Consider the following 26,884-nt stretch of genomic DNA (forward strand, 5'->3'; position numbering starts at 1 on the left):
CGAGCATGCGGATCGAGGCGCGTACCGAATCGCTGGAAGTTGCCGGCGCCGATCTTTCCGGATCGGTTTTTGACGATGTTGCCATGGCGCGCACAAAGGTATCGAACGCGGACCTCTCCATGCTGCTCGTCAGCAACGTCAATGCGCGCGGAGCGGTTTTTGAAGATGTCGATCTCTCGGGGGCTGTCTTTAGAAACACGAGGCTGGCAGACGTCGAGGTGACCGAGTCCTGCATTGCCGGGATGCGGATCAACGGCGTCCTTGTCACCGAACTCCTGAAAGCATACGAAGCGGCGCAATCCGCCGGGGGCGAATAATGGCTAAACTCAAGGTCGACGGCAAAGAGATCGAGGTACCCGACCACTTCACGCTGCTGCAGGCGGCGGAAGAGGCTGGTGCGGAGATTCCGCGTTTCTGTTTTCACGAGCGCCTGTCGATCGCCGGCAACTGCCGCATGTGCCTTGTCGAGGTTAAGGGCGGCCCGCCGAAGCCGGCTGCCTCCTGCGCCATGGGCGTGCGCGATCTGCGCCCCGGCCCGAACGGCGAGCCGCCGGAAGTCTTCACCAACACGCCGATGGTCAAGAAGGCCCGCGAGGGTGTGATGGAGTTCCTGCTCATCAACCATCCGCTCGATTGCCCTATCTGCGACCAGGGCGGCGAATGCGACCTGCAGGACCAGGCGATGGCCTTCGGCGTCGACGCCTCGCGCTACCACGAGAACAAGCGCGCGGTGGAGGACAAGTACATCGGCCCGCTGGTCAAAACCATCATGACGCGCTGCATCCACTGCACGCGCTGCGTGAGGTTCACGACGGAAGTGGCTGGAATTTCGGAGCTCGGGCTGATCGGCCGCGGCGAGGACGCCGAGATCACGACATATCTCGAGCAGGCGATGACCTCTGAGTTGCAGGGCAACGTCATCGATCTGTGCCCCGTCGGTGCGCTGACGTCGAAGCCCTATGCCTTCCAGGCGCGGCCCTGGGAGCTGACCAAGACCGAATCGATCGACGTCATGGACGCCGTGGGCTCCGCGATCCGCGTCGACACGCGCGGCCGCGAGGTCATGCGCATCCTTCCGCGCGTCAACGATGCCGTGAACGAGGAGTGGATCTCCGACAAGACGCGCTTCATCTGGGACGGCCTGCGCTCGCAGCGTCTGGACCGGCCCTACGTGCGGCGCGACGGCCGCCTGGTGCCCGCTTCGTGGAACGATGCATTCGCGGCGATCCGCGACCGGGTCTCGGCTGCATCACCCGACCGGATAGGTGCGATCGCCGGCGATCTGGCGACGGTCGAGGAGATGTACGCCCTGAAGCTCCTGATGGAGGCGCTAGGCTCCAAGAACATCGACTGCCGGCAGGACGGGGCGGCGCTCGATCCCGCGCTGGGCCGCTCGAGCTATCTTTTCAATCCGACCATCGAGGGCATCGAGAACGCCGACGCCCTGCTGGTCATCGGTGCCAATCCGCGCTTCGAGGCGCCGGTTCTCAACGCGCGCATTCGCAAGCGCTGGCGTGCCGGCAATTTCCCGATTGGCGTGATCGGCGACGTCGGGGACCTGCGCTACGACTACGAGATGCTCGGCGCCGGTGCCGACACGCTTAGGGAACTGTCCGACGACGGGATCGCGTTCCTCTCCGAGCTGAAGAAGGCCGAGCGTCCGATGATCTTGGTCGGGCAGGGGGCGCTGATGAACGGCGACGGCGCGGCGATCCTCGGGCTCGCGGCCAAGATCGCAGGCGATGTCGGGGCGGTATCTGATGGCTGGAACGGCTTCGCGGTGCTTCACACCGCGGCCTCGCGCGTCGGCGGGCTCGATCTCGGCTTCGTGCCGGGCGAGGGCGGCAAGACGGTCGCCGGTATGATAGGGGCGCTCGACGTCCTGTTCCTGTTGGGGGCAGACGAGATCGACATGAATGCGATCGGCGATGCCTTCACCGTCTATATCGGCAGCCACGGCGATGCCGGCGCGCATCGCGCCGACGTCATCCTGCCGGGCGCCACCTACACCGAGAAGTCCGGCACCTACGTCAACACCGAAGGCCGCGTGCAGATGACGACTCGCGCCGGCTTCGCACCGGGCGAGGCGAAGGAGGACTGGGCGATCCTGCGCGCGCTGTCGGACGTATTGGGCAAGAAACTGCCGTTCGATTCGCTTGCGCAGCTACGCGCCAAGCTCTATGCGGACCATCCGCATTTCGCCGAGATCGACGCGATCGCGGCCGGCGATCCGGCCGACATCGCGAAGATGGCAGGCAGCGGCGGACAGCCCGGAAAGGTGTCTTTCGTGTCCGCGGTCGACGACTTTTATCTGACCAACCCCATCGCACGCGCCTCCGCCGTCATGGCCGAGTGCTCCGCGCTCGCGCGGGACGGGTTCAGACAGGCGGCGGAATAGGGCAGGGCCGATGGAAGCTTTCTTCGATATCTACGTCCTGCCGGCGCTGATCATCCTTCTGAAGTCGGTCGTGCTTCTGGTGGCGCTGTTGATCTTCGTCGCATACATCCTTTATGCCGACCGCAAGATCTGGGCCGCCGTCCAGCGCCGGCGCGGCCCGAACGTCGTGGGCCCGTGGGGCCTCTTCCAGGCCTTTGCCGACCTCCTGAAGTTCGTCTTCAAGGAACCGGTGATCCCGTCCGGCGCCAACAAGGGCGTGTTCCTGCTGGCGCCACTGGTGACGGCGGTGCTCGCGATGACCGCGTGGGCCGTCATCCCGATTGCACCGGGCTGGGCGATTGCCGACATCAACGTCGGCATCCTCTTCGTCTTCGCCATTGCCTCGCTGGAAGTCTACGGCGTCATCATGGGCGGATGGGCGTCGAACTCGAAGTATCCGTTCCTCGGCGCGCTGCGCTCGGCCGCCCAGATGGTGTCCTACGAGGTCTCGATCGGCTTCGTCATCATCACCGTGCTGCTCTGCGTCGGGTCACTCAACCTGTCGGCGATCGTGCTGTCGCAGATCGACGGTGTCGGCACCATGATGGGGCTGCCGCCGACCTTCCTCGACTGGCACTGGCTGCCGCTGTTCCCGATGTTCATCATCTTCTTCATCTCGGCGCTGGCCGAGACAAACCGGCCGCCCTTCGATCTGGTCGAAGCCGAGTCGGAACTCGTCGCCGGTCACATGATCGAATACTCCTCGACGCCGTTCCTGCTGTTCTTCCTGGGCGAATATGTCGCGATCGTCCTGATGTGCGCGCTCACCACCGTACTTTTCCTGGGAGGATGGCTGCCGCCCTTCGATTTCGCGCCGTTCACCTGGGTGCCGGGCGCGGTCTGGTTCATCCTCAAGGTCTGCTTCGTGTTCTTCATGATCGCGCTGGTGAAGGCCTTCGTGCCGCGCTTCCGCTACGACCAGCTGATGCGGCTCGGCTGGAAGGTCTTCCTGCCGATCTCGCTGGCCATGGTCGTCATCACCGCCGCGTTCCTGAAATTCACGGGGCTGGTGGCGTGAGTGCCGCTTTGATCGGCGCCCTTGTCGGGCTCGTCATCGCCGCGGCGGACTATGTCCTGCTGCGCCTGTTGGCAACCCGCGTGGACCTGCCCGAGACCAAGCGCGTCCTTCGTATAACCGGCTTGAGCCAATTCGTGCTCCTGCCGCTCGTGGGCTGGTTCGTCGGCCCACTCTTTGCTGGAGAATGACAATGTCGGCGTTGGCCCAAGCCGCGAAATCTCTGCTGCTGAAGGAGTTCTTCGGCGCCGTCGTTCTGTCCATGCGGCAGTTCTTCGCGCCGAAATACACCATCAACTATCCGCACGAGAAAAACCCGCAGAGCCCGCGCTTCCGCGGCGAACACGCGCTGCGCCGTTATCCGAACGGCGAGGAGCGCTGCATCGCGTGCAAGCTGTGCGAAGCGATCTGCCCGGCGCAGGCGATCACCATCGAGGCCGGGCCGCGCCGCAACGACGGCACGCGGCGCACGGTGCGTTATGACATCGACATGGTGAAGTGCATCTATTGCGGCTTCTGCCAGGAGGCCTGCCCGGTCGACGCCATCGTCGAGGGCCCGAACTTCGAGTTCTCGACGGAGACCCGCGAGGAACTCTACTACGACAAGGACAGGCTGCTGGCGAACGGGGATCGCTGGGAGCGCGAGATCGCACGCAACATCGCACTGGATTCGCCCTACAGGTGATCCTTCCAACGATGGACGAGCGCGGCATGCTCGTCTAAGGACAACGCGGTTTCGGCCTTGGGGGCCGGGCCGCAGACAGGCGGCGCGAGAGCGGCGCCGCGCAACCGGGGGAACCCATGCTGCTGACAGGACTAGGGGCGATCTTCTTCTACGTGTTCGCCTTCATAGGGGTCGCGAGCGCCTTCATGGTGATTGCGGCGCGCAATCCCGTCCATTCCGTGCTCTATCTGATCCTGACGTTCTTCAACGCCGCGGGGCTTTTCCTCCTGACGGGCGCCGAGTTCCTGGCGATGATCCTGCTCGTCGTCTATGTCGGCGCTGTGGCGGTGCTTTTCCTCTTCGTCGTCATGATGCTGGACGTCGATTTCGCGGAGCTGAAGCAGGGCGCGCTGCAATACGCGCCGATCGGTGGGCTGGTCGGCCTCATCCTGGCGGCCGAACTGATCATCGTCGTCGGCGGCTACACCCTGACGCCGGAATTCGCGGGCGTGATAACAAGGCCGATTCCGCCGCTGGCGGTGCGCTCCAACACGGCAGCGCTCGGCGACCTCCTCTACACGGATTACATCTTCTTCTTCCAGATCGCGGGAATGATTCTGCTGGTGGCCATGGTCGGCGCGATCGTCCTGACGCTGCGCCACAAGGAAGGCGTGAGGCGTCAGTCGATCTCCGCCCAGGTGGCCCGCACCCCGGCGACCGCCATCGAGGTGGTGGAAGTCGAAACGGGCAAGGGAATCTGACAGGAAAACTCATGGAAGTCGGTATCGCGCATTTCCTGACCGTCTCGGCGATCCTGTTCACGCTCGGCGTGTTCGGGATCTTCCTGAACAGGAAGAACATCATCATCATCCTGATGTCGGTCGAGCTCATCCTGCTCGCCGTGAACATCAACTTCGTCGCCTTCTCCGCCGAGCTCGGCGACATGGTCGGCCAGGTGTTCGCGCTGTTCGTTCTGACGGTCGCGGCCGCAGAAGCCGCGATCGGGCTCGCCATCCTCGTCGTCTTCTTCCGCAACCGCGGCTCGATCGACGTCGAAGACGTCAACATGATGAAGGGCTGAGATGTACCACGCCATCGTCTTCCTTCCGCTTCTCGGCTTCCTGATCGCTGGGCTGTTCGGCAGTTCGCTCGGGGCCAAGGCGTGCGAATACATCACCTCCGGCTTCCTCGTGGTGGCGGCGGTCCTGTCCTGGATCGCCTTCATCACCTACGGGCTTGGCGAGGGCGAGGCCTTCACCGTACCGGTGCTGCGCTTCATCCAGGCGGGCGCGCTCGATGTCGATTGGGCGTTCCGCATCGACACGCTGACGGTCGTCATGCTGGTCGTCGTGAACACCGTCTCGGCGCTCGTGCACATCTATTCCATCGGCTACATGCATCACGACCCGAACCGGCCGCGATTCTTCGCCTACCTGTCGCTCTTCACCTTCGCCATGCTGATGCTGGTGACGTCGGACAACCTCGTCCAGATGTTCTTCGGCTGGGAGGGCGTGGGCCTGGCGTCCTACCTGCTGATCGGTTTCTGGTACAAGAAGCCTTCTGCCAATGCCGCGGCAATCAAGGCCTTCGTCGTCAACCGCGTCGGCGACTTCGGCTTCGCGCTCGGCATCTTCGGCGTTTTCGTGCTCTTCGGCTCCATCAATTTCAGCACCATCTTCGCCAACACGGCCTCCTTCATCCCGGTCGAGGGCGGTGCGGAAGCTGCCGAGCAGGGTGCGGCGGTGCTGAACTTCCTCGGCTACGAGCTGGAGCGGCACGCGGCGCTCACCGTCGTCTGCCTGCTGCTCTTCATGGGTGCCATGGGCAAGTCGGCGCAGGTTCCTCTGCACACCTGGCTGCCGGACGCGATGGAAGGCCCGACACCGGTCTCCGCGCTCATCCATGCCGCCACCATGGTCACCGCCGGCGTCTTCATGGTCGCGCGCCTCTCGCCCATCTTCGAACTGTCGCACACGGCACTTCTGTTCGTTACCGTGATCGGCGCCTTCACCGCCTTCTTCGCGGCAACGGTCGGCCTGGTACAGAACGACATCAAGCGCGTCATCGCCTACTCGACCTGTTCGCAGCTCGGCTACATGTTCGTGGCGATAGGCCTCGGCTTCTATTCGGCTGCGATCTTCCACCTGTTCACGCACGCCTTCTTCAAGGCGCTGCTGTTCCTGGGCTCGGGCTCGGTCATCCATTCCGTCTCGGACGAGCAGGACATGCGCCGCATGGGCGGCCTGCGGAAACTCATCCCCTACACCTACTGGATGATGATCATCGGAACGCTGGCGCTGACCGGCGTCGGCATTCCCGCGACGATCATCGGCACCGCCGGCTTCTTCTCCAAGGACGCTATCATCGAGGGATCCTTCGCCGCCCACAGCGCCGCCGCTCCCTTCGCCTTCACGCTGCTCGTCGTAGCGGCCATGTTCACCAGCTTTTATTCCTGGCGACTGATCTTCATGACCTTCCACGGCAAGCCGCGCGCCACCGCGGATGTCATGCACCACGTGCACGAATCGCCGATGGTCATGCTCGTGCCGCTGTTCATCCTTGCCGCAGGAGCGCTGTTCGCCGGCGTGATCTTCCACGACTTCTTCATCGGCGAGGCCTATGCGGAATTCTGGCGCGCCGCGCTGTTCACGCTCCCCGAGAACCACGTCCTGCACGACTTCCACTACGTGCCTCTGTGGGTGAAGCTCGCGCCCTTCGTCGCAATGCTCCTTGGGTTCGCCATCGCGTATCAGTTCTACATCCGCTCGCCGGAGACGCCGAAGCGGCTGGCGGCCCAGCACCGCGGCCTCTACGCCTTCCTCCTGAACAAGTGGTACTTCGACGAACTCTACGACTTCCTCTTCGTCAGGCCGGCGATGCGGGTCGGCCGCTTCCTGTGGAAGACCGGCGACGGCAGGATCATCGACGGATTCGGCCCTGATGGCGTCTCGGCGCGCGTCACCGACGTGACCGCCCGCGTCGTCAAGCTGCAGAGCGGCTATCTCTACCACTACGCATTCGCAATGCTCATCGGCGTGGCAGCGCTCGTGACATGGATGATGCTCGGGAGCTCGTTCTAGACCATGAGTGAATGGCCAATCCTTTCCACGGTCACCTTCCTGCCCCTGGTCGGCGCGTTCCTGATTCTGCTGATCAAGGACGAAGGACAGGCTGCGCGGCGCAACATCCGCAACGTCGCGCTGTTCACCACCGCGTTCACCTTCGTACTTTCGCTGTTCGTGTGGGCCGCGTTCGACTATTCGAATCCCGGCTTCCAGCTGGTCGAGAAGATGGAGTGGCTGGACTCCGGCATCTCCTACCACATGGGCGTCGACGGCATCTCCATGCTGTTCGTGATCCTGACGACCTTCCTGATGCCACTGTGCATCCTTGCTTCGTGGGTCTCGGTGGAGAAGCGTGTCAAGGAGTACATGATCGCGTTCCTGATCCTGGAAACGCTGATGATCGGCGTCTTCTGCGCGCTCGACATCGTGTTGTTCTATGTCTTCTTCGAAGCCGGCCTGATCCCGATGTTCATCATCATCGGCGTGTGGGGCGGCAAGCGGCGTGTCTATGCGAGCTTCAAGTTCTTCCTATACACGCTGCTGGGATCGGTACTGATGATGCTGGCTATCATGGCCATGTTCTGGCAGGCCGGCACGACCGACATCCCGACGCTTCTGGCGCATGACTTCCCGGCCAACATGCAGACCTGGCTGTGGCTCGCCTTCTTCGCCTCCTTCGCGGTGAAGATGCCGATGTGGCCGGTCCATACCTGGCTGCCGGACGCGCACGTGGAGGCGCCGACGGCGGGCTCGGTGATCCTGGCCGGTATCCTCCTGAAGATGGGCGGCTACGGTTTCCTGCGCTTCTCGCTACCGATGTTCCCGCTCGCCTCCGCCGACTTCGCGCCGTTGGTCTACACGCTCTCGGTCGTGGCCATCATCTACACCTCGCTGGTGGCGCTGATGCAGGAGGACATCAAGAAGCTGATCGCCTACTCATCCGTCGCGCATATGGGCTTCGTGACCATGGGCATCTTCACCATGAACGAGATCGGCATCCAGGGCGCGATCTTCCAGATGCTGTCGCACGGCTTGGTCTCCGGTGCACTGTTCCTGTGCGTCGGCGTCATTTACGACCGCATGCATACCCGCGAGATCGCCGCTTATGGCGGGCTTGTGAACAACATGCCCAAGTACGCCGTGGTCTTCCTGATATTCACCATGGCCAATGTCGGCCTGCCCGGCACGAGCGGCTTCGTGGGCGAGTTCCTGACCCTGATGGGCGCCTTCCAGGCCAACACCTGGGTGGCCTTCTTCGCCACCACCGGCGTCGTGCTCTCGGCGGCCTACGCGCTGTGGCTTTATCGCAGGGTGGTCTTTGGGGCGCTGACCAAGGACAGTCTCAAGGGGCTGCTGGACCTGTCGACGCGCGAGAAGGCGGTGATCTATCCGCTGGTGGTGCTGACGATCTTCTTCGGCGTCTATCCGGCGCCCATCCTCGACGCCACCGCGGCCTCCGTGGACGCGCTCGTCGGCCAAGTGACAGCCTCGATCGAAGCCGGGCGCGCGACCGCCGCGGCTGCTCTGGCGCAGTAAGGGTCCCTAGAGATGACGCCTGACCTTTCCATGAGCCTGACGCTCGCCGCACCGGAGCTGATCCTCGCGATCGGCGCGATGGCGCTCCTGATGATCGGCGTTTTTGGCGACGAGCGGTCCAACACGCTGGTCACGGGGCTGGCTGTCGCGATCCTGATCGGCGCAGGCGCGTGGATGCTGTTTTTCGGTGAGTATGGAGAAGGCTTTCAGGGCGCCTTCATCAACGACCCGTTCTCGCGTTTCATGAAGTTCCTGACGCTCGGCGGCTCGATCGTGACACTCGTCATGTCTGTCGGCTTCGCCAAGGCGGAGCGCTTCGACAAGTTCGAGTTCCCGGTTCTCATCATGCTGTCGACGCTCGGGATGCTCTTGATGGTCTCGGCGAACGACATGATCACGCTCTATCTCGGCCTCGAACTCCAGTCGCTGGCAGCGTACGTGATCGCCGCGATCAACCGCGACTCCGTGCGGTCCACCGAGGCGGGCCTGAAGTACTTCGTACTCGGCGCACTCTCCTCGGGCATGCTGCTCTACGGCATCAGCCTCGTCTACGGCTACACGGGCAACACGGGGTTCGACGCCATCACGCTGGCGCTTTCCGGCGGCGAGCGGCAGCTCGGCCTGGTCTTCGGCCTGGTCTTCGTCCTGGCCGGCCTGTCGTTCAAGATCTCCGCCGTGCCGTTCCACATGTGGACGCCAGACGTCTACGAGGGCGCGCCGACGCCGGTCACCGCCTTCTTCGCCGCCGCGCCCAAGATGGCGGCGATGGCGCTGATCGTGCGGGTCACCATGGGCGCCTTCGAGCCCATAGCCTTCGACTGGCAGCAGATCATCGTCTTCATCTCGGTCGCCTCCATGCTGCTCGGCGCCTTCGCGGCGATCGGCCAGCGTAACATAAAGCGCCTGATGGCCTATTCCTCGATCGGCCACATGGGCTTCGCGCTCGTTGGCTTGGCCGCGAATTCGTCGGCCGGTGTGCGCGGCATCGCGATCTACATGCTGATCTACCTGGTCATGACGCTCGGCACCTTCGCCTTCATCCTCGCCATGCGTCGGAAGGAAGGCAATGTGGAGCAGATCGACAGCTTGGCGGGGCTCTCCAGTACCAACCCGATGATGGCCACGATCCTGACCATCCTGATGTTCTCGCTCGCCGGCATTCCGCCGCTCGCCGGCTTCTGGGCCAAGTGGTACGTGTTCCTGGCCGCCATTGATGCCGAACTCTACGCGCTGGCGGTGATCGGCGTGCTCGCCTCGGTGGTCGGCGCGTTCTACTATCTGCGCATTATCAAGATCATGTGGTTCGACGAGCCGGTCGGCGGTTTCCAGCCGATGGCGGGCGAACTGCGGCTGGTGCTCGGCGCGTCGGGTGCCTTCGTGCTGTTCTACGTGCTGATCGGCGGGCCGATCGGAACGATGGCGGAAGCCGCTTCCCGGACCTTCTTCTGAGCCGATGGCGTTTGCGCTCGCGCCCACCGCTCAGCAGGACGGATATCGACTGGAAGCCTTCGAGACGATCGGTTCGACCAACGCCCATGCTCTGGAGCAGGCGAGGGCGGGCGATCCGGGACGGCTGTGGGTGGTCTCGCGTAGACAGGAGAGCGGCCGCGGTCGCCGTGGACGCGCCTGGGAGACGCCGGCGGGCAACCTCGCTGCGACCCTCCTCCTAGTGGATTGCTGCCCGCTGTCGCTGGCAGCGACCCTCGGCTTCGTCGCCGGTCTGGCGCTGTCGGACGCGCTGAAGGCCGTCGCGCCGGTGTTGATCGGCGCCGACGCAAGCGAAGACCGCAATTCGCGCACGAGTTTCCAGCTTAAATGGCCGAACGACGTTCTCGCCGACGGGTCGAAGCTTGCCGGCATCCTGCTGGAATCGGCCATGCTGTCGGAGCGACGCTTTGCCGTCGCAATCGGCATCGGCGTCAACGTCGTCGCTCATCCGACGGACGTTCCCTATCCGGCCACATCGCTTGCAGCACTTGGATCGGACGCGACGGCCGAGACGCTGTTTTTGGCCCTGTCCGACGCATGGATGCAGGCTGAACGGGCATGGAACGGCGGCCGGGGCCTCGAAAGCATCCGCCGCGCATGGCTGACACGTGCGGCCGGCCTCGGTTCGGAAGTGGCGGTGAAGGTCGAAGGAGAGGTCGTACGGGGCATATTCGAAACGATCGACGAGGATTGCCGGTTCGTCGTGCGTGACATACACGGCGGCACGAGGCGTATCGCGGCGGGTGACGTGCATTTCGGCGCGGTCGCTTCGGCGGCTGCGGTCTAGGCGAGGTAAAGGCATGGCTAAGAGCAACGGCGAGGAACTGGTCTTCGCGCCTCTCGGAGGCGTCGGCGAGATCGGTATGAACTTCGCCCTCTACGGCTTCGGCCGCCCCGAGGCGCGGCAATGGATCATCGTCGACTGCGGCGTGACCTTCCCCGGCCCGGATCTGCCGGGCGTCGACCTGGTGCTGCCCGACATCCGCTTCATCGTCGAGGAGAAGAAGAACCTTCGCGGGATGATCATCACGCACGCGCACGAGGACCACTATGGCGCGCTGCTGGAACTGTGGCCGCAGCTCGGCGTGCCGGTCTGGATGACGCCCTTCGCGGCCGGGCTGCTCGAAGCCAAGCGCGCTTCCGAACCGGGCTCCAAGCCGAAGATTCCGGTCGAGATCTACCAGCCCGGTGACCGTTTCTCCGTCGGCCCGTTCGACATCGAGGCCGTGGCGGTCACCCACTCGATCCCCGAGCCGGTTTCGCTGGCGATGACCACGCCGCTCGGGACGATCATCCACACCGGCGACTGGAAGATCGATCCCGCGCCGGAGATTGGCCCGATGACCGACGAGGCGCGCTTCCGTGCGTTGGGCGATGCCGGGGTCGTGGCGCTGATCTGCGATTCCACCAATGCAATGCGCGAGGGCGAATCGCCGTCTGAACAGGCAGTGGGGCAGGGCTTGCGCCAGGTGATCGAGGCCGCACCCGGCCGGGTCGCCGTCACGACCTTCTCCTCGAATGTCGGGCGTATTCGCTCGGTGGTGGAAGCCGCGCGGGACGCCGGCCGCCAAGTCCTCGTGCTCGGCCGCTCGCTCAAGCGCGTGATCGATGTCGCTACCGAGCTCGGCTACCTGGAGGGCCTCCCGCCGTTCATCTCGGAGGAGGAGTACGGCTACATCCCGCGCGAGAACCTCGTCGTGCTGTGCACCGGCAGCCAGGGCGAGCCGCGCGCCGCGCTGGCGAAGCTCGCCCGCGACGAGATGAAGAACCTTGCGCTGACTGCCGGCGACACGGTCGTGTTTTCCTCGCGCACCATTCCCGGAAATGAGAAGGCTATCCTGGAGATCAAGAACGGCCTGATCGAACAGGGCATCCGCATCATCGAGGACGGCGAGGCGCTGGTTCACGTATCGGGCCACCCGCGACGCAGCGAGCTGAAGAAGATGTACGAATGGGTGCGGCCGCAGGTTCTGGTGCCGGTGCACGGCGAGGCCGCGCATCTGGTGGCGCACGGTTCGCTGGGCGCGATGTCCGGCATTCCCCACGTGGTGCAGGCGCGCAACGGCGACGTCGTGAAGCTGGCGCCCGGCGAGGCCGGCGTCGTCGACCAGGTGCCCTATGGCCGCATCTTCAAGGACGGCCTGATCGTCGGCGGCGAGGACGCGGTCGGCGTGCGCGAGAGGCGCAAGCTCTCCTATGTCGGCCATGTCGCGGTGAACGTGGTGCTGGACGAGAAGTACGAGATGGCCGGGGATCCCGACCTCGTGGCGATCGGCCTGCCGGAGGCGGACCGAAACGGCGAGAATTTCGAGGACCTGATGCTCGATGCGGCGATCGGCGCGGTTGAAAGCATACCGCGCGCCAGGCGAAAGGACCTGGACATGGTGCTGGAAGCGGTGCGGCGCTCGGTGCGCAATGCCGCGAACCAGGCCTGGGGCAAGAAACCCATGGTCACGGTCTTCGTCACGCGCTGAGGAACGCCGCCGCCGACCCGGAGGAAGAAGTATGCTCGGCCGTCTCAATCACGTCGCCATCGCCGTCCCCGATCTCGCCGCCGCGAGCGCCGTCTACCGCAACACGCTCGGCGCTACGGTGACCGATCCGCAGGCCCTGCCGGAGCACGGCGTCACGGTGGTTTTCATCGAGCTCGGCAATACCAAGGTCGAGCTTCTCGAACCCCTGGGGGAGGGCTCGCCAATCGCCGCCTTCCTGGCCAAGAACCCGTCCGGCGGCATGCACCACGTCTGCTACGAGGTCGCCGACATCGTCGAGGCGCGCGACCGCCTGAAAGCTTCGGGCGCGCGCGTGCTCGGGGACGGCGAGCCGAAGACCGGCGCACACGGCAAGCCGGTGCTGTTCCTGCATCCGAAGGATTTCGCCGGAACCCTCGTCGAGCTGGAACAGGTCTGATTCGTGACCTGGATCTCCTATCTCGCGCTCTTCTTCATCATCTGGTGGCTGGTGCTTTTCGCCACCCTTCCATTCGGCCTGCGCACCCAGGACGACGAAGGCGACGTGACGCTGGGCACCACCTCGAGCGCCCCGCGCGGGCCACATGTCCGCCGCGCGATGCTGCGAACGACCATCGTCGCGGTCGTCATCTGCGGGCTGCTCTGGTACGTGACGAACCAGCTCGGTTGGAGCTTCGACGACATCCCGATCTTCATGCCAGATTTCTACGGGCCGGCTTCGCGCGGCGGCTGAATTTCCGGTCACAACGGACTGATTGCCCAAAAAAAATGCAAGGCCGAAGCCTTGCAATTTGTAACGCGTCCGATCCGTTTCCGGTGTCCGGCGGCAGCGAGTAACCGCGCCTGGATCGCATCCTCCCAAGACTTTGACCGCGTAGGGAAAACGGATTGATTTTCCGTCTTCTCGTTTATGGCGGGGACACTAGACCAAGGGTCCCTGAAATGTCACGAGTTTTTTTGCTTGCCGAGCCTCAATGATGTGCTGCACTGCACAATGATAAGGCAGCCGATGTTTAATGTTATACCACTGAACTAAGTCGCTTGTGGCCGCCGGGTCGGGTTCCCTTGATGCCATGAAATGGCTATGAAGCGCGTGCAGTGAGACCGCTGCCGAACCCATCGATTCTGCGGCCTCTTCATCCCTTTCGACGGAAACCTTCATGCGGCTGTCGCGCTACTTCCTGCCCATCCTGAAAGAAAATCCCCGCGAGGCGGAGATCGTGTCGCATCGCCTCATGCTGCGGGCGGGCATGGTGCGTCAGCAGGCGGCCGGCAGCTTCTCCTGGCTACCACTCGGAAAGCGCGTGCTCGACAAGGTCTGCCGCATCATCCGCGAGGAGCAGGACAGGGCGGGAGCGCTGGAAATCATGATGCCGACGATCCAGTCGGCCGAACTGTGGCGCGAGAGCGGCCGCTACGATGCTTACGGCCCCGAGATGCTGCGGCTGCGGGACCGGCACGAGCGCGACATGTTGTACGGACCCACCAACGAAGAGATGGTGACCGACATCTTCCGCAGCTACGTGCGGTCCTACAAGGACCTTCCGCTCAATCTCTATCACATCCAGTGGAAGTTTCGCGACGAGGTTCGGCCGCGCTTCGGCGTCATGCGCTCGCGCGAGTTCCTGATGAAGGACGCCTATTCCTTCGATCTCGATTTCGAGGGCGCGAAGGCGGCTTACAACCGGATGTTCGTGTCGTACCTTCGCACATTCACCCGCATGGGCCTGCAGGCGATCCCCATGCGCGCCGATACCGGCCCCATCGGCGGTGATCTGAGCCACGAGTTCATCATCCTGGCCGAGACGGGCGAGAGCCAGGTCTACTGCCACCGCGACTTTCTTTCCCTTCCGGTCCCCGGCGCCGATACGAACTTCGGCGACGACGCCGAAATCGGCGGCATCGTGAAGGCCTGGACGACGCCCTACGCAGCGACCGACGAGATGCACGAGGAGGACGTCTGGTCCGGCATCGGCGAGAACGAGCGCCTGTCTGCGCGCGGCATCGAGGTCGGCCACATCTTCCACTTCGGCCAGAAGTATTCCAAGCCCATGGGCGCGAGCGTGACCGGGCCTGACGGCAAGGAACACTTCGTCTCCATGGGCTCCTACGGCATCGGCCCGAGCCGGCTTATCGCGGCGATCATCGAGGCGTTCCACGACGACAACGGCATCATCTGGCCTGAAAGCGTTGCGCCGTTCGATATGGCGCTGATCAACATGAAGCCGGGCGATGCCGAATGCGACCGCGTCTGTGAAGAGTTCTACGCGCAGCTCTCCGCGGCAGGCAAGGATGTGCTCTACGACGACACAGACCAGCGCGCCGGCGGCAAGTTCGCCACCGCCGACCTGATCGGCCTTCCCTGGCAGGTGATCGTCGGCCCGCGCGGCGTGGCGGCCGGCGAGGTGGAAATCAAGAACCGCAGGACTGGCGAACGCGAAACGATGGCGATCGCCGCGGCCGCGCAGAAGCTCGGCGCCAGCTGATGACGCAAACCGCCGCAACGCCGCGCGGGGCCGGCCCCTTCTCCGCCTTCGAGCGGATGGTGGCGTGGCGCTACCTTCGTTCGCGCCGCAAGGAGGCGTTCATCTCGGTGATCGCGTCGATTTCCTTCGTCGGCATCATGCTCGGCGTCGCGACGCTAATCATCGTCATGGCCGTCATGAACGGTTTCAGGGCCGAACTGCTGACCCGGATTCTAGGCATCAACGGGCACCTCATCCTGCAGCCCATGGATCGGCCGCTGGACGATTATGCTGAGGCAGCGGCGCGCCTCAATGGCGTCGAGGGCGTGCGGTACGCCATTCCGCTGGTCGAGGGGCAGGTGCTTGCTTCCGGTAATGTCGGCGGGGGCACCGGCGCTTTGGTTCGCGGTATCCGCGAGGAGGATCTGGACAGGATCGAACTGGTCGCCGGCAACATAAGGCAAGGCACGCTCGAGGGTTTCGAGGCGGGGGAGGGTGTTGCCGTCGGCGTGCGGATGGCCGAGACGCTCGGTCTGGCATTGGGCGACCTCGTCACGCTGACCTCTCCCGAGGGAGACGTGACACCTTTCGGCATGACCGCGCGGCAGAAGGCCTATCCGGTCACCGCCATCTTCCAGGTCGGCATGTCGGAATACGACGCCTCGATCATCTTCATGGCTCTGCCCGAGGCGCAGCTCTACTTCAACTCGGAAGGGGTGGCGCAGTCGATCGAGGTCTTCGTCGACGATCCGGACTCCATCGACGACCTCAAGCCCGTGATCGAGACGGCGGCGCAACGGCCGTTCTTCATGGTCGACTGGCGCCAGCGCAATCACACCTTCTTCTCCGCGCTCGAGGTGGAGCGCAACGTCATGTTCATGATCCTGACGCTGATCGTGCTCGTCGCGGCGCTCAACATCATCTCCGGCCTCTTCATGCTGGTGAAGGACAAAGGCCGCGACATCGCCATCCTGCGCACCATGGGGGCGACGCGTGGTTCGGTGCTTCGCATCTTCGTCATGACGGGCGCCGCGATCGGCGTCGTGGGGACGCTCGCCGGCGTTCTCCTGGGCGTCGTGGTCTGCCTCAACGTGGAATCGATCCGCCAGTTCTTCTCCTGGCTCTCCGGCACGACGCTGTTCAACCCGGAACTCTACTTCCTGAGCCAGTTGCCGGCCAAGATGGAAGTGAACGAAACGGTCTCGGTGGTTCTGATGGCGCTTGTGCTGTCGTTCCTCGCGACTCTGTTTCCGGCATGGCGCGCCGCGCGCCTCGATCCGGTGGAAGCCCTGAGGTACGAATGATGGCCGAGGACGCGGCACTCGCGCTGGTCGGCGTCAGCAGGCGCTACCACGAGGGGACGAAACCGCTCGTCATCCTGGACGAGGCCGACTTCACTCTGCGCCGCGGCGAGATGGTGGCGCTCGTAGCCCCCTCCGGCGCGGGAAAGTCAACGCTGCTGCACACCGCCGGCCTGCTCGAGCGCCCGGACGCTGGCGAGGTGATTGTCAACGGCAAGTCCTGCGGCAAACTCTCCGACGACGACCGCACCGCCATCCGCCGCAACGAGGTCGGCTTCGTCTACCAGTTCCACCATCTCCTGCCGGAGTTCTCGGCGCTGGAGAATGTCGTCATTCCGCAGCTCGTACGAGGGCTCTCGCAAAAGGAAGCCCAGGACCGGGCCATGCAGCTGCTCGACTACATGAAGATCGGACCGCGCGCCGAGCATCGTCCGGCGGAGCTGTCGGGCGGCGAACAGCAGCGCGTGGCGATCGCGCGCGCGGTGGCGAACGCGCCACTGGTCCTTCTCGCCGACGAGCCGACCGGCAACCTGGACCCGCACACGGCAGGCTACGTCTTCGATGCTATGGAAGCGCTGGTGCGACACTCAGGGCTCTCGGCCCTGATCGCAACCCACAATCACGACCTCGCCGCGCGCATGGATCGCCGCGTCACGCTCGCGGAAGGCAAGGTCGTCGACTTCTGACCCCTTGGCGCCTTTAACGCCTCATTAACCGGACTTGGCAGGAGGAGTCCGGAAGGATGACGCTTGCACTTGCAAAACGGAACAGAAAGAGAACATTATGGGGACATAAGCGAAACCGGGAGAACGAACATGACTGACATTATCCAGGACGTCGCCTCGCTCGTGTCTGTGAGCCTTTTCATCATCACCATGGCCATGTGGATCGGCGCTTACTGACGGCGCGGGCTCAGTCCCCGACGGCCACGCCCTCGCGGCGCGGATCGGCACCGCCTTCCAGGGTCCCGTCGGGCAGGAAGGCAACGCCGTGCAGGCCCGAGTTCAAGTCGGTGGTCCGCACCTCGTATCCAAGTGCTTCGAGATCGTCCGCCATCTCCGCCGCCGCTGTTCCGGCTTCGAGATCGTATCGCCCGAACCGGTTGGAGAAATGCGGCATCGCGAAAGCTTGGCTGATGTTCATGTTCCAGTCGATCAGGCCGATCAGCGCCTGGGCGACATAAGGAATGATGTTGCTGCCGCCGGGCGAGCCCAAGGCGAAGATCGGCTTCCCTTCGCGCAGGACGATGGTCGGCGACATGGAGGAGCGCGGGCGCTTGCCGGGCTCCACGCGGTTGGCGACCGCTTCGGAGTTCTGCTGTGGAACGAAGGAGAAATCGGTGAGCTGGTTGTTGAGCAGGAAGCCGCCCGTCATCAGCCGTGCGCCGAAACCGTTTTCGATCGAACTCGTCATCGACGCGAGGTTTCCCTCGGCGTCGACGATGACGAAATGCGAGGTGGAGGGGACTTCGAGCGAGACCCCGTCGAGGCGCAGCTCGGCCTTGTCCCATGGCGGGTCGCCGGCTTTCGCTGCCTCGGCGGGCAGGGCATCCGGGCGCTTCAGGAGCGCCGCGCGAGATTTCAGGTAGTCCGGGTTCAGCAATCCCTTCGGTATGTCGACGAAATCGCCGTCGGCCACGTATCGGCCACGGTCGGCGAAGGCGAGCCGGGTCGCGTCGCCGATGAGCCGCCAGCCTTGCGGATCCTCGGGGCCGAGCCCGGCAAGATCGAATTCCGACAGGATGCCGAGAATCTGCCCGATGGCCAGCGCGCCGGAGGAGGGCGGTCCCATGCCGCAGACGTCGACACCGCGATAGGACGCGCAGACGGCGTCACGCTCCTTGGCCTCGTAGTTTGCGAGGTCCTCGAGCGACAGCTTGCCGGGATTGTCGGGATGGCCCTGCACGGCAGCGACGATCTCCTCGGCGATCGGCCCCTCGTAAAAAGCATCCGCGCCCTCGGCGCCGATGGTGCGCAGGGTTGCGGCGTAGGTAGGGTTCCGCAGCACCGCGCCCTGCTGGAGGGGTGTGCCCGACGCGTCGAAAAAATAGGCGCGCGTCGATGTCTGAGCCGACAGCAGCGGCGCATCCTCGTCGACGAGTGCGGCCAGTCGCGGCGAGACCGTGAAGCCGGTCTCCGCCATGCGCGCCGCCGGCTCGAACAGTGCGGACCATTCTTTCGTGCCGTGCAGGTCGTGGATATTCTCCATCAGGCGCACCACGCCCGGCGTGCCGACTGAGCGACCGCCCACGACCGCATCGAAGAATTCCATCGGCTTGCCGTTGTCGCCGATGAAGAGTTCGGGCGTGGCCGCCATAGGCGCGGTTTCTCGTCCGTCGATCGTCGTCACCTTGCCCGTTCCCGCGTCGTACCAGACGAGGAAGGCCCCGCCGCCGATACCCGAGGACTGGGGCTCCACCAGTCCCAGCACGGTCTGCACCACGACCAGCGCATCGGCCGCGCTGCCGCCGTCGCGCAGCACTGCGAGACCCGCTTCCGCAGCCAGCGGATTGGCAGCGACGACGATGGACTGCCTTGCTCGGACCGACGTCTTCGCCTGCTGACCGGTCGCCGCCTCAGGCGCCAGCGCATCGGTGGCCTGCTGCGACAAGACCGGTTGCGACCACGCCAGGACGGCGATGGCCGAAAACGCGACGACCCTTGCGAGAACCTTCTTCATGGTCTGTCGCTCCTCTCGCCGGTGACCCTAGCGGACGATGCCGCCCCGAACACCTCCTCGAAGGCCTGCATGAGTGCGACATCGAGGTCGCCCATCGTGATCGGAAGGCCGAGGTCGACCAAGCTGGTGACGCCGTAGCCGGAGATGCCGCACGGCACGATGCCGGAAAAATGCGACAGGTCCGGCTCGACGTTGATCGCGATGCCGTGGAAACTGACCCACTTGCGCAGCCGGATGCCGATCGCAGCGATCTTGTCCTCGGCGGGGACGTCGGGGGCGAGCGGCGGCCGGTCGGGCCGGACCACCCAGACCCCGACGCGGTCCTCGCGCCGTTCGCCCCTGACGTTGAAGCGGGCGAGCGTGCGGATGATCCATTCCTCGAGCGCGCCGACGAGGACGCGCACGTCCTCGCGCCGGCGCTTCAGGTCGAGCATCACGTAGGCCACCCGCTGCCCGGGGCCATGATAGGTGTATTCGCCGCCGCGGCCCGCCTGGTGGACGGGAAAACGGTCGGGCTGGATGAGGTCGCTCGCCTTGGCGCTGGTGCCCGCCGTATAGAGCGGCGGATGCTCGACAAGCCAGACCAGCTCCCCAGCGCTGCTCTCACGGATCGCCGCCGCCCGCGCCTCCATGAAGGCCAGCGCCTCCGCGTATCCGGTCAGCCCGTCCTCCACCCGCCACTCGACCGGCGCGCTGCCGGGCCGGGGCCGGAAATCGAAGCCGAGATGGTTGCGCTGAAGCATGGGAGACGTCCTTCCGGACCACATATGGCGGCAAAGGGAGGAAAGGTCCAGCCGCCGCACTGACACCGTGCCATCCGGGCCGAAATCACACCGATTATTGCGATGGCTGCTCTTGTTTCCCGATAGGCGATTTGCTAAGTGCGCCGGGCCGGCAAGCTCCGGCTCCTACCACGTGCGGTCGTGGCGGAATTGGTAGACGCGCAGCGTTGAGGTCGCTGTGGGGCAACCCGTGGAAGTTCGAGTCTTCTCGACCGCACCATCATATCTGTGAGAATCGCTCGTCGCCGGCTTCCGGTCACCTCCCGCCGATTCGCGGGGGACCCGGGCCAATTTTCTAGACGGTTCAGGAAGTTGCGGCGGAACCCGTGGTTCCCATCTTCGTAGCAATCTCATCCAGTAGTTCTGCACCATCATTCCGCACATCGTTTGCCACGGCGTGGCAACGCGTGCGATCGATGGATTTTATCGGCTTGTTCCGTGTGTCTTGCTCTGATTTACTTCCTTGAAAATATTAAGCATCCAGCTACCGTATGTTAGGGATGAATAAAAAGATCACTGGGAGCGCAGAGCGCTGATCTGCTGTGAATTGCCGTATGCCATTGCGAGGCATTGTGGAGCGACGGGGTACGATTCGGGCCGAGGTGGGGGATGTAATGGTAAATGATCGTAGTCGCGGCATCTCGCCGGCAGCTTTCTTCGGCATCGTCCTAATGAGCATATGCTGCATTCTGCTGTTCGCGGATCGCTCGCGGGCCCAGGAAAACCGGCTCTTTTCCTATGCCGCGGGTGAGATGGCACCGGCTTTGACGGCCGATCAGGAGAGCCGCGCGGCGGCGATCAGCAGCGACGCGACGCAAACCGACCTCAAATACGTCGATGCCGAGAGCGCGGTACTTCGCGGCGATATCGTCGCTGTGCCGTTGGCCGAGGGCACGCTGGTGCTTGGTCTCACGCACCGGATCGAACGCGCTGCGGACGATTTCACCTGGATCGGGCAGGGCGATGGCGAGGGCGGACAGACGGTGCTCGTCGTGCGCGACGGCCAGATCACCGGTGTGATCTATGACGGGTTTGTTCAATACAGCCTCACGCCGCTTGGAGGGCGTCTGCACGCCCTTACGAAAATCGACCACAAGGCGTTTCCCCCGGACCATCCGCCCGGGCGGCTGCCGGTCTCGCCACGGGATTCCAGCAATCGGGCCGGCGATCCCAGCGGCACCGCAGCCGCGGTGCAGATCGACATCCTGGGCGCCTATACGCCTGAAGCACTTGCCGCCAACGCCAACATCAAGAACACGATCCAGCTCGGCGTGGACCTCGCCAACGCGGCCTACATCGCCAGCAATGCGGAGGTCAGTCTCAGGTTGGTTGGCACCGTGCAGGTGGCCGGCTACAGCGAGACGGGCAAGACCTACAACGACCTGCTTTACGATTTGACCGACGGCACCGGGGGCATGGCCGCGGTGCATGCGCAGCGCGAAACCCTGGGCGCCGATCTCGTGGCGTTACTCGTCAATCACACGGAGTACTGTGGCATTGCCTGGGTCAACTCGAGCGCCGCCTATGCCTTTTCCGTAACGACGCATACCTGCGTCAAAAGCCATACGCTCTCACATGAACTCGGCCACAATTTTGGCGCGCTGCACGATGTCGCCAACAGCGGATCCAACCCGCCCTACAATTACGGCTACGGGTACATCCATCCGCAGAACCTGTTCCGGACGATCCAGTCCTACGGCGCGCCCTGCGGCTACTGCACCCGGATCGGCAACTTCTCCAATCCCGACGTCACATATAACGGGCACGTGACCGGCACCGTGACTACGCACAACGTGGCGCGCGTGCATCGTGAAAGAAAAAGCACGGTCGCCGCGTTCAGGGCGGACAAGACGCCGGCCAAAGCGGTCATGACATCTCCGGCGCCGGGTTCCACGCTGGGGTCCTCGGCGACGTTTCAGTGGACCACGGGTACTGGCGTTACGCATTACTGGCTCTATGTCGGCTCCACCGGCGTGGGCTCGTACAACGTCTATCAGGGCAGCCAGGGAACCAATACGTCCCGGACGGTATCGACCCTCCCGTCCTCCGGCACCATCTACGTTCGGCTCCATTCGCTGATTGGCGGGGCGTGGCAGTTCAACGACTACACGTACAAGGCGAGCGGGTTCGCGAAGGCCGTCATGACGTCTCCGACGCCGGGTTCCGTCCTCGGTTCCGCGGTGACGTTCGAGTGGACGAAGGGCACGGGTGTTACCCAATACTGGCTCAATGTCGGCTCGACCGGCGCGGGTTCTTACAATGTCTATCAGGGCAGCCAGGGCACCAATACGTCTCGGGCGGTGTCGGCCCTCCCGGCCACGGGCACCATCTATGTGCGGCTCTATTCGCTGATTGGCGGGGCGTGGCAGTTCAACGACTATACCTATACCGCGGGTGTGGCCGCCAAGGCCGTCATGACCTCTCCGGCGCCGGGCTCGACGCTTAGTGCGTCGGCGACGTTCCAGTGGACGACCGGATCGGGTGTGTTGCAGTACTGGCTCAATGTCGGTTCCACCGGCGCGGGCTCGTACAACATCTATCAGGCCAGCCAGGGCACGAGTAAATCCAAGACGGTGACGGCTCTGCCGTCCTCGGGCACGATATACGTGCGCCTGTGGTCGCGGTTCTCCACTGGCTGGCAATACAACGACTACACCTATAAGGCCGCCAGTGCCGTCAAGGCCGTCATGACGTCACCGACGCCGGGCTCCACGCTCGGCTCCTCGGCGACGTTCACATGGACCGCCGGAAGTGGGGTGACGCAGTATTATCTCTATGTCGGTTCTACCGGCCCAGGTTCGAGCGACATCTATGACGACAGCCCGGGCACCGACAGGTCCACGACCGTGTCGGGTCTGCCTTCCACGGGCACGATCTACGTGCGCCTGTGGTCGCTGTTCTCATCCGGCTACCGGTGGAACGACTACACCTACAAGGCCGGGGGTACCGCGAAGGCGGTCATGACGTCCCCGACGCCGGGCTCGACTCTCGGTTCCTCGGCGACGTTCGTGTGGAGTGCCGGGAGCGGGGTGTCTCAGTATTGGCTCTATGTCGGCTCGACCGGCGCAGGCTCGGCGAACATCTACCAAGCCAGCCAGGGCACGAGTAAATCCAGGACCGTGTCGGGTCTGCCCTCCACGGGTACGATCTACGTGCGCCTGTGGTCGCTGTTTAGCGGCACGGGCTGGCAATACAACGACTACGCCTACAAGGCCGGCGGCACTTCGAAGGCTGTCATGACGTCTCCGACGCCGGGCTCCACGCTTGGTGCCTCTGCGACGTTCGTGTGGAGCCCCGGCATCAATGTGACACAGTACTACCTCTATGTCGGATCGACCGGAGCCGGTTCGTACAACATCTACCAGGCCAGCCAGGGCACCAGCAAGACCAGGACCGTGACGGGTCTGCCGTCCACGGGCACGATCTACGTGCGGCTGTGGTCGCTGATTTCCGGTGCCTGGCAGTTCAACGACTACACCTACAAGGCTGGCGGCGCGGCGAAGGCCGTCATGACGTCCCCGACCCCGGGCTCGACGCTCGGTTCTTCGGCGACGTTCGTGTGGACCGCCGGTACCGGCGTTTCGCAGTACTATCTCTACGTCGGTTCCACCAGCGCTGGGTCGTACAACATCTACCAAGCCAGCCAGGGGACCAGCAAAACCAGGACCGTGACGGGACTGCCCTCCACGGGCACGATCTACGTGCGGCTGTGGTCGCTGATTTCCGGTGCCTGGCAGTACAACGACTACACCTACAAAGCCGGCGGCACTGCGAAGGCCGTCATGACGTCTCCGACGCCGGGATCCACCCTCGGCTCGTCGGCGACGTTCCAGTGGACGACTGGTAGCGGCGTTACCTCGTACTACCTGTATGTCGGCTCGACCGGCGCCGGGTCGTACAACATCTACAATGCCAACCAGGGCACCGGCACTTCCCGGACCGTGGCTAAACTACCCACGAGCGGCACGATCTACGTGCGGCTGTGGTCGCTGATCGGCGGAAGCTATCAGTACAACGACTACACCTACCAGGCCGGCACTGGCGCCTCCGCGACAATTGGCTTGGTAGGCGAACTGACTCCGCAGAGCGTTTTCGATTGAGAACGACAGACCGCGATTGGTCGGCCGCCAAGCTAGTGGACGCGCCTATCACACGGCACGCGCGCACTCCCTGTCCACTGGTTCCTAGAAGGCTGTTGAAGAAGTCAGTCGCACTCGCAACAGACGCCTAAATCGTCAAGTTCCCGTGCGCGTCCGCGTCGGGAGAGACTTCGATGCGCAGAAGTGGTCTGCTTTGGCTGATCGGAATTCCGCTTCCGATCATCATCCTTTGGCTGCTCGGATATGTTTAGCCGATCCTGACCGTCTTCGGTTCCGCTTCGGGAACTGTGCGCCATCTGCGCGGTTGTGCCCGCAGCAACACAGGAGACGAAGCGATGGCCGGCCAACATCCCGAGAAGGACGATCCAGAGACCCGGACGGACGAGACGCGGAAGCTGCCGGACTCCGAGGTGGAACGCGAGGCCTTGCGCCTGGCGGAGACGACCGATGTCTCCCAGAACCAGGCGAAGGAACTGATCCGCAAGCACGGCAAAAACAGTGCCGAAGCCGAGAAGGAAGCCCGCAACTTCAAAGCCGAGGGCTGACGCAGCGATATTGCCGGTTCGGACGGATCGGCCGGGTATCAGGCCTGGTAGAAGATGTGCCGTCCCACTTTGGACAGACGACGCATCTTCGGGGCCCAGTATGGGCTGACGTAATCGGCGTGGTAGTGCGTTGCCGACTTTATTCCGGCGATCAGGTCGCGTCCGTCCAGCACGTTGGAGCCCACTTCCTTGGCGCGCGTCCATGCCCTGGTGTCCCGCGGCACGTCCGGCTTCCCGTCGCAGGCGAAGGAGAACTGGCAGGCGTTCCGCTTCTCCCGGTTCTGGTACACGACTTCGCAGATCGTGTCGGGATAGGCCTGCGCCTCGACGCGGTTGAGGATGACCTGGGCGACGGCAGCCTGCCCGGATTTGGGTTCCCCCCGCGCCTCGAAGTAGATGGCAGTTGCGAGGCACTTCTTTTCCTCGTCGGGAATGGTGGTGGTCTTCGCTTGTCCCATCTGCACCGACAGCACGAGGAAGGGCAGGGCTAGGGCGACGCGGAAAGGGGAACGGGACGGGCCGGAAGCTGGGCGCACGAGTTTTCTGAGCAATGGAGGAACCATTTCCTGTTTCTGTCGTTTCGGATGGTTGCACCGGCCAGGTGCGGCGCGGGCGCTTAAGACAGCTTGAAATTGGAAGCGAAGAGACGTTCGCGCGGCGTTCAGCGGGAATTTCTGCGGCGGAATCGGGGCAGCAACAAACCTTCCGTTGCGGCACAACGCCTTCTATTGCGGGCCTGCGCGGCGGTTTCATGCGCTTTCCAAGGGACGAGGCCACACCACGGCCCAGGGGAGTGCCAAGCCTCGCGGCGACGCTTTCTTTAGGCTTTGAGTTCACGTAAGCGGCGCGCTAGACCGGGGCACATCTAACGATCCAGCGGGCAATCGGGGAGTTTACGATTTGGCGGAGGTTGAGGAAGAAGCGACCGCCGGCGAGGAAACTCAGCAGGAAGGCGCCGACATCTACAACGAGGAGGGCGTCGTCCGGGCCTCCTTCCTCGCGCATATCGGCGCGACCATCGCGGACCGCGACACGATCACGCTCAAGCGGGACGTGGCCGACCTCCACCAGTCCGAACTCGGCGACCTTCTCGAAGCCCTGATGCCCGATCAGCGCCGGGCGCTGGTCGACCTCATGGGCGCCGATTTCGATTTCGGAGCGTTGACCGAGATCGACGAGGCGATCCGCATGGAGATCGTCGACAGCCTGCCCAACGAACAGATCGCACAGGCCGTCCAGGAACTCGATTCGGACGACGCGGTCTACATTCTGGAGGATCTCGACGAGGAGGACCAGGAAGAGATCCTGGCACAGCTCCCGTTCACCGAACGCATCCGGCTGCGCCGTTCGCTCGACTATCCCGAAGAAACGGCCGGCCGGCGCATGCAGACGGAATTCGTCGCCGTGCCGCCGTTCTGGACCATCGGCCAGACGATCGACTACATGCGCGAGGACCAGAACCTCCCGGACAATTTCTACCAGATCTTCGTCATCGACCCGACCTTCAAGTTGCTCGGCGCCGTGGACCTCGACCGCATCCTGCGCACCAAGCGCGCTGTGAAGATCGAGGAGGTGATGCACGAGACGCGCCACGCGATCCCCGCGACCATGGACCAGGAGGAGGCGGCGCGGGAATTCGAGCAGTACGATCTCCTGTCCGCCGCCGTCGTGGACGAGAACGACCGTCTCGTCGGCGTTCTCACCATCGACGACGTCGTCGACGTGATCCAGCAGGAGGCCGAGGAGGATCTCCTGCGCATGGGCGGCGTCGGCGACGAGGAACTTTCCGATACGATCCTCGCAACGTCCCGCTCGCGCACGCCTTGGCTGATGGTGAACCTTGCGACCGCCATTCTCGCATCGCTGGTTATCGGCCTGTTCGACGCCACGATCGAGCAGATGGTCGCTCTCGCCGTCCTGATGCCAATCGTCGCTTCCATGGGGGGAAATGCCGCCACCCAGACGATGACGGTGACGGTCCGCGCCCTCGCCACGCGGGACATCGACATCTACAATGCGGGCCGCATCATTCGCCGCGAAACGGTGGTGGGCATCCTCAACGGCGTCATCTTCGCCGTGGTGATCGGCGTTGTCGCGGGTGGGTGGTTCGAGAGTTTCGGGCTCGGCGGCGTGATCGCGACGGCGATGATCATCAACATGCTGGCCGCCGCGCTCGCAGGAATCCTCATTCCGCTGCTCCTCGACCGGCTCGGTGCCGATCCGGCGATCGCTTCATCGGTTTTCGTCACGACGGTGACGGACGTCGTGGGCTTCTTCGCCTTTCTTGGGCTGGCTAGCCTCTGGTTCGGACTCGGCTGACCGCAACCCGGAGCGGC

General features: G+C 64.0%; 23 protein-coding genes and 1 tRNA gene. 21 read left to right on the forward strand and 3 right to left on the reverse strand.

The genetic code is table 11. The features are described 5' to 3' along the window. The first annotated feature begins 5 nt into the window (after positions 1–5). From BSQ44_RS12485 to BSQ44_RS12565, 17 genes are all read left to right on the forward strand, one after another. Positions 6–317 carry a pentapeptide repeat-containing protein gene (locus BSQ44_RS12485; protein ID WP_072604588.1) on the forward strand — a complete coding sequence of 104 codons (312 nt, stop codon included), beginning with the start codon at positions 6–8 and terminating at the stop codon, positions 315–317. Beyond that, entirely contained in the window at positions 317–2,398 is a 2,082-nt protein-coding gene (gene nuoG / locus BSQ44_RS12490) for an NADH-quinone oxidoreductase subunit NuoG (RefSeq protein ID WP_072604590.1), read from the forward strand. Before BSQ44_RS12485 ends, nuoG begins: the two co-directional genes overlap by 1 nt. A 10-nt stretch (positions 2,399–2,408) precedes the next feature. Next, positions 2,409–3,455: an NADH-quinone oxidoreductase subunit NuoH gene (gene nuoH, locus BSQ44_RS12495; RefSeq protein WP_072604592.1), complete on the forward strand. Its 1,047-nt coding sequence runs from the start codon at positions 2,409–2,411 to the stop codon at positions 3,453–3,455. After that, positions 3,452–3,643: an NADH dehydrogenase gene (locus tag BSQ44_RS12500; protein WP_072604594.1), complete on the forward strand. Its 192-nt coding sequence runs from the start codon at positions 3,452–3,454 to the stop codon at positions 3,641–3,643. Before nuoH ends, BSQ44_RS12500 begins: the two co-directional genes overlap by 4 nt. 2 nt (positions 3,644–3,645) lie before the next feature. After that, positions 3,646–4,137 carry an NADH-quinone oxidoreductase subunit NuoI gene (nuoI, locus tag BSQ44_RS12505; protein WP_072604596.1) on the forward strand — a complete coding sequence of 164 codons (492 nt, stop codon included), beginning with the start codon at positions 3,646–3,648 and terminating at the stop codon, positions 4,135–4,137. Between the two features lie 119 nt (positions 4,138–4,256). Continuing rightward, positions 4,257–4,877: an NADH-quinone oxidoreductase subunit J gene (locus BSQ44_RS12510; RefSeq protein ID WP_072608031.1), complete on the forward strand. Its 621-nt coding sequence runs from the start codon at positions 4,257–4,259 to the stop codon at positions 4,875–4,877. 11 nt (positions 4,878–4,888) lie between these two features. Next, positions 4,889–5,197 carry an NADH-quinone oxidoreductase subunit NuoK gene (gene nuoK, locus BSQ44_RS12515; RefSeq protein ID WP_072604599.1) on the forward strand — a complete coding sequence of 103 codons (309 nt, stop codon included), beginning with the start codon at positions 4,889–4,891 and terminating at the stop codon, positions 5,195–5,197. Position 5,198: 1 nt separating this feature from the next. Then, positions 5,199–7,196 carry an NADH-quinone oxidoreductase subunit L gene (nuoL, locus tag BSQ44_RS12520; RefSeq protein ID WP_072604601.1) on the forward strand — a complete coding sequence of 666 codons (1,998 nt, stop codon included), beginning with the start codon at positions 5,199–5,201 and terminating at the stop codon, positions 7,194–7,196. Positions 7,197–7,199: 3 nt separating this feature from the next. Beyond that, positions 7,200–8,717 carry an NADH-quinone oxidoreductase subunit M gene (locus BSQ44_RS12525; protein ID WP_072604604.1) on the forward strand — a complete coding sequence of 506 codons (1,518 nt, stop codon included), beginning with the start codon at positions 7,200–7,202 and terminating at the stop codon, positions 8,715–8,717. A gap of 12 nt (positions 8,718–8,729) precedes the next feature. Next, on the forward strand, positions 8,730–10,166 hold the full coding sequence (gene nuoN / locus BSQ44_RS12530) for an NADH-quinone oxidoreductase subunit NuoN (protein ID WP_072604606.1): 1,437 nt from the start codon (positions 8,730–8,732) through the stop codon (positions 10,164–10,166). 4 nt (positions 10,167–10,170) lie between these two features. Continuing rightward, complete coding sequence (locus tag BSQ44_RS12535) at positions 10,171–10,992, forward strand: biotin--[acetyl-CoA-carboxylase] ligase (RefSeq protein WP_072604609.1); 822 nt, start codon at positions 10,171–10,173, stop codon at positions 10,990–10,992. A 13-nt stretch (positions 10,993–11,005) separates the two neighbouring features. Then, positions 11,006–12,679, forward strand: a complete 1,674-nt coding sequence (locus BSQ44_RS12540) for a ribonuclease J (RefSeq protein ID WP_072604611.1) — start codon at positions 11,006–11,008, stop codon at positions 12,677–12,679. A 31-nt stretch (positions 12,680–12,710) separates the two neighbouring features. Continuing rightward, on the forward strand, positions 12,711–13,115 hold the full coding sequence (gene mce / locus BSQ44_RS12545) for a methylmalonyl-CoA epimerase (RefSeq protein WP_072604613.1): 405 nt from the start codon (positions 12,711–12,713) through the stop codon (positions 13,113–13,115). A 3-nt stretch (positions 13,116–13,118) separates the two neighbouring features. Then, the gene (locus tag BSQ44_RS12550; protein WP_072604615.1) at positions 13,119–13,409 is read left to right on the forward strand and encodes a DUF1467 family protein; all 291 of its coding nucleotides are present in this window, start codon (positions 13,119–13,121) and stop codon (positions 13,407–13,409) included. A 427-nt stretch (positions 13,410–13,836) separates the two neighbouring features. Then, positions 13,837–15,162, forward strand: coding sequence for a proline--tRNA ligase (proS, locus tag BSQ44_RS12555; RefSeq protein WP_072604618.1), 1,326 nt, complete (start codon positions 13,837–13,839; stop codon positions 15,160–15,162). Next, positions 15,162–16,445 (forward strand): lipoprotein-releasing ABC transporter permease subunit, encoded by a 1,284-nt coding sequence (locus BSQ44_RS12560; protein WP_072604620.1) that lies wholly within the window; start codon positions 15,162–15,164, stop codon positions 16,443–16,445. The genes proS and BSQ44_RS12560 overlap by 1 nt, the downstream gene beginning before the upstream one ends. After that, positions 16,445–17,128: an ABC transporter ATP-binding protein gene (locus BSQ44_RS12565; RefSeq protein ID WP_072608032.1), complete on the forward strand. Its 684-nt coding sequence runs from the start codon at positions 16,445–16,447 to the stop codon at positions 17,126–17,128. Before BSQ44_RS12560 ends, BSQ44_RS12565 begins: the two co-directional genes overlap by 1 nt. A 226-nt stretch (positions 17,129–17,354) precedes the next feature. Here the strand turns inward: BSQ44_RS12565 and ggt are convergent, their stop codons facing one another. Together ggt and lipB are read right to left on the reverse strand one after the other, a co-directional pair. Then, complete coding sequence (gene ggt / locus BSQ44_RS12570) at positions 17,355–19,121, reverse strand: gamma-glutamyltransferase (RefSeq protein ID WP_072604623.1); 1,767 nt, start codon at positions 19,119–19,121, stop codon at positions 17,355–17,357. Further along, positions 19,118–19,864 (reverse strand): lipoyl(octanoyl) transferase LipB, encoded by a 747-nt coding sequence (lipB, locus tag BSQ44_RS12575; RefSeq protein WP_072604625.1) that lies wholly within the window; start codon positions 19,862–19,864, stop codon positions 19,118–19,120. The genes ggt and lipB overlap by 4 nt, the downstream gene beginning before the upstream one ends. Positions 19,865–20,038: 174 nt before the next feature. Between lipB and BSQ44_RS12580 the strand changes: the two genes are divergently transcribed. From BSQ44_RS12580 to BSQ44_RS12590, 3 genes are all read left to right on the forward strand, one after another. Next, positions 20,039–20,123: transfer RNA gene (locus BSQ44_RS12580), tRNA-Leu, on the forward strand. A gap of 394 nt (positions 20,124–20,517) precedes the next feature. Then, the gene (locus BSQ44_RS12585) at positions 20,518–24,003 is read left to right on the forward strand and encodes a reprolysin-like metallopeptidase (RefSeq protein ID WP_072604627.1); all 3,486 of its coding nucleotides are present in this window, start codon (positions 20,518–20,520) and stop codon (positions 24,001–24,003) included. 335 nt (positions 24,004–24,338) lie between these two features. Beyond that, entirely contained in the window at positions 24,339–24,548 is a 210-nt protein-coding gene (locus BSQ44_RS12590; RefSeq protein ID WP_072604629.1) for a hypothetical protein, read from the forward strand. A 38-nt stretch (positions 24,549–24,586) separates the two neighbouring features. Here BSQ44_RS12590 and BSQ44_RS12595 read toward each other — a convergent pair whose 3' ends face one another. Beyond that, the gene (locus BSQ44_RS12595) at positions 24,587–25,099 is read right to left on the reverse strand and encodes a cell wall hydrolase (RefSeq protein WP_072604631.1); all 513 of its coding nucleotides are present in this window, start codon (positions 25,097–25,099) and stop codon (positions 24,587–24,589) included. A gap of 349 nt (positions 25,100–25,448) precedes the next feature. On the opposite strand from BSQ44_RS12595, the gene mgtE reads away from it, so the two are divergent. Continuing rightward, complete coding sequence (gene mgtE / locus BSQ44_RS12600; protein ID WP_072604634.1) at positions 25,449–26,867, forward strand: magnesium transporter; 1,419 nt, start codon at positions 25,449–25,451, stop codon at positions 26,865–26,867. Positions 26,868–26,884 lie beyond the last annotated feature (17 nt).

The sequence above is a fragment of the Aquibium oceanicum genome (assembly GCF_001889605.1).
In the GTDB taxonomy this organism is placed as follows: domain Bacteria; phylum Pseudomonadota; class Alphaproteobacteria; order Rhizobiales; family Rhizobiaceae; genus Aquibium; species Aquibium oceanicum.

What these genes read in the sequence shown, in the direction of transcription:
- BSQ44_RS12540 (WP_072604611.1), top strand. Translation starts at nt 11,006, where the DNA reads ATGGCTAAGAGCAACGGCGAGGAACTGGTCTTCGCGCCTCTCGGAGGC.
- nuoL (WP_072604601.1), top strand. Translation starts at nt 5,199, where the DNA reads ATGTACCACGCCATCGTCTTCCTTCCGCTTCTCGGCTTCCTGATCGCT.
- BSQ44_RS12560 (WP_072604620.1), top strand. Translation starts at nt 15,162, where the DNA reads ATGACGCAAACCGCCGCAACGCCGCGCGGGGCCGGCCCCTTCTCCGCC.
- nuoI (WP_072604596.1), top strand. Translation starts at nt 3,646, where the DNA reads ATGTCGGCGTTGGCCCAAGCCGCGAAATCTCTGCTGCTGAAGGAGTTC.
- ggt (WP_072604623.1), bottom strand. Translation starts at nt 19,121, where the DNA reads ATGAAGAAGGTTCTCGCAAGGGTCGTCGCGTTTTCGGCCATCGCCGTC.
- BSQ44_RS12590 (WP_072604629.1), top strand. Translation starts at nt 24,339, where the DNA reads ATGGCCGGCCAACATCCCGAGAAGGACGATCCAGAGACCCGGACGGAC.
- BSQ44_RS12525 (WP_072604604.1), top strand. Translation starts at nt 7,200, where the DNA reads ATGAGTGAATGGCCAATCCTTTCCACGGTCACCTTCCTGCCCCTGGTC.
- BSQ44_RS12535 (WP_072604609.1), top strand. Translation starts at nt 10,171, where the DNA reads ATGGCGTTTGCGCTCGCGCCCACCGCTCAGCAGGACGGATATCGACTG.
- BSQ44_RS12565 (WP_072608032.1), top strand. Translation starts at nt 16,445, where the DNA reads ATGGCCGAGGACGCGGCACTCGCGCTGGTCGGCGTCAGCAGGCGCTAC.
- mce (WP_072604613.1), top strand. Translation starts at nt 12,711, where the DNA reads ATGCTCGGCCGTCTCAATCACGTCGCCATCGCCGTCCCCGATCTCGCC.
- nuoH (WP_072604592.1), top strand. Translation starts at nt 2,409, where the DNA reads ATGGAAGCTTTCTTCGATATCTACGTCCTGCCGGCGCTGATCATCCTT.
- lipB (WP_072604625.1), bottom strand. Translation starts at nt 19,864, where the DNA reads ATGCTTCAGCGCAACCATCTCGGCTTCGATTTCCGGCCCCGGCCCGGC.
- nuoK (WP_072604599.1), top strand. Translation starts at nt 4,889, where the DNA reads ATGGAAGTCGGTATCGCGCATTTCCTGACCGTCTCGGCGATCCTGTTC.
- proS (WP_072604618.1), top strand. Translation starts at nt 13,837, where the DNA reads ATGCGGCTGTCGCGCTACTTCCTGCCCATCCTGAAAGAAAATCCCCGC.
- BSQ44_RS12585 (WP_072604627.1), top strand. Translation starts at nt 20,518, where the DNA reads ATGGTAAATGATCGTAGTCGCGGCATCTCGCCGGCAGCTTTCTTCGGC.
- nuoN (WP_072604606.1), top strand. Translation starts at nt 8,730, where the DNA reads ATGACGCCTGACCTTTCCATGAGCCTGACGCTCGCCGCACCGGAGCTG.
- BSQ44_RS12485 (WP_072604588.1), top strand. Translation starts at nt 6, where the DNA reads ATGCGGATCGAGGCGCGTACCGAATCGCTGGAAGTTGCCGGCGCCGAT.
- nuoG (WP_072604590.1), top strand. Translation starts at nt 317, where the DNA reads ATGGCTAAACTCAAGGTCGACGGCAAAGAGATCGAGGTACCCGACCAC.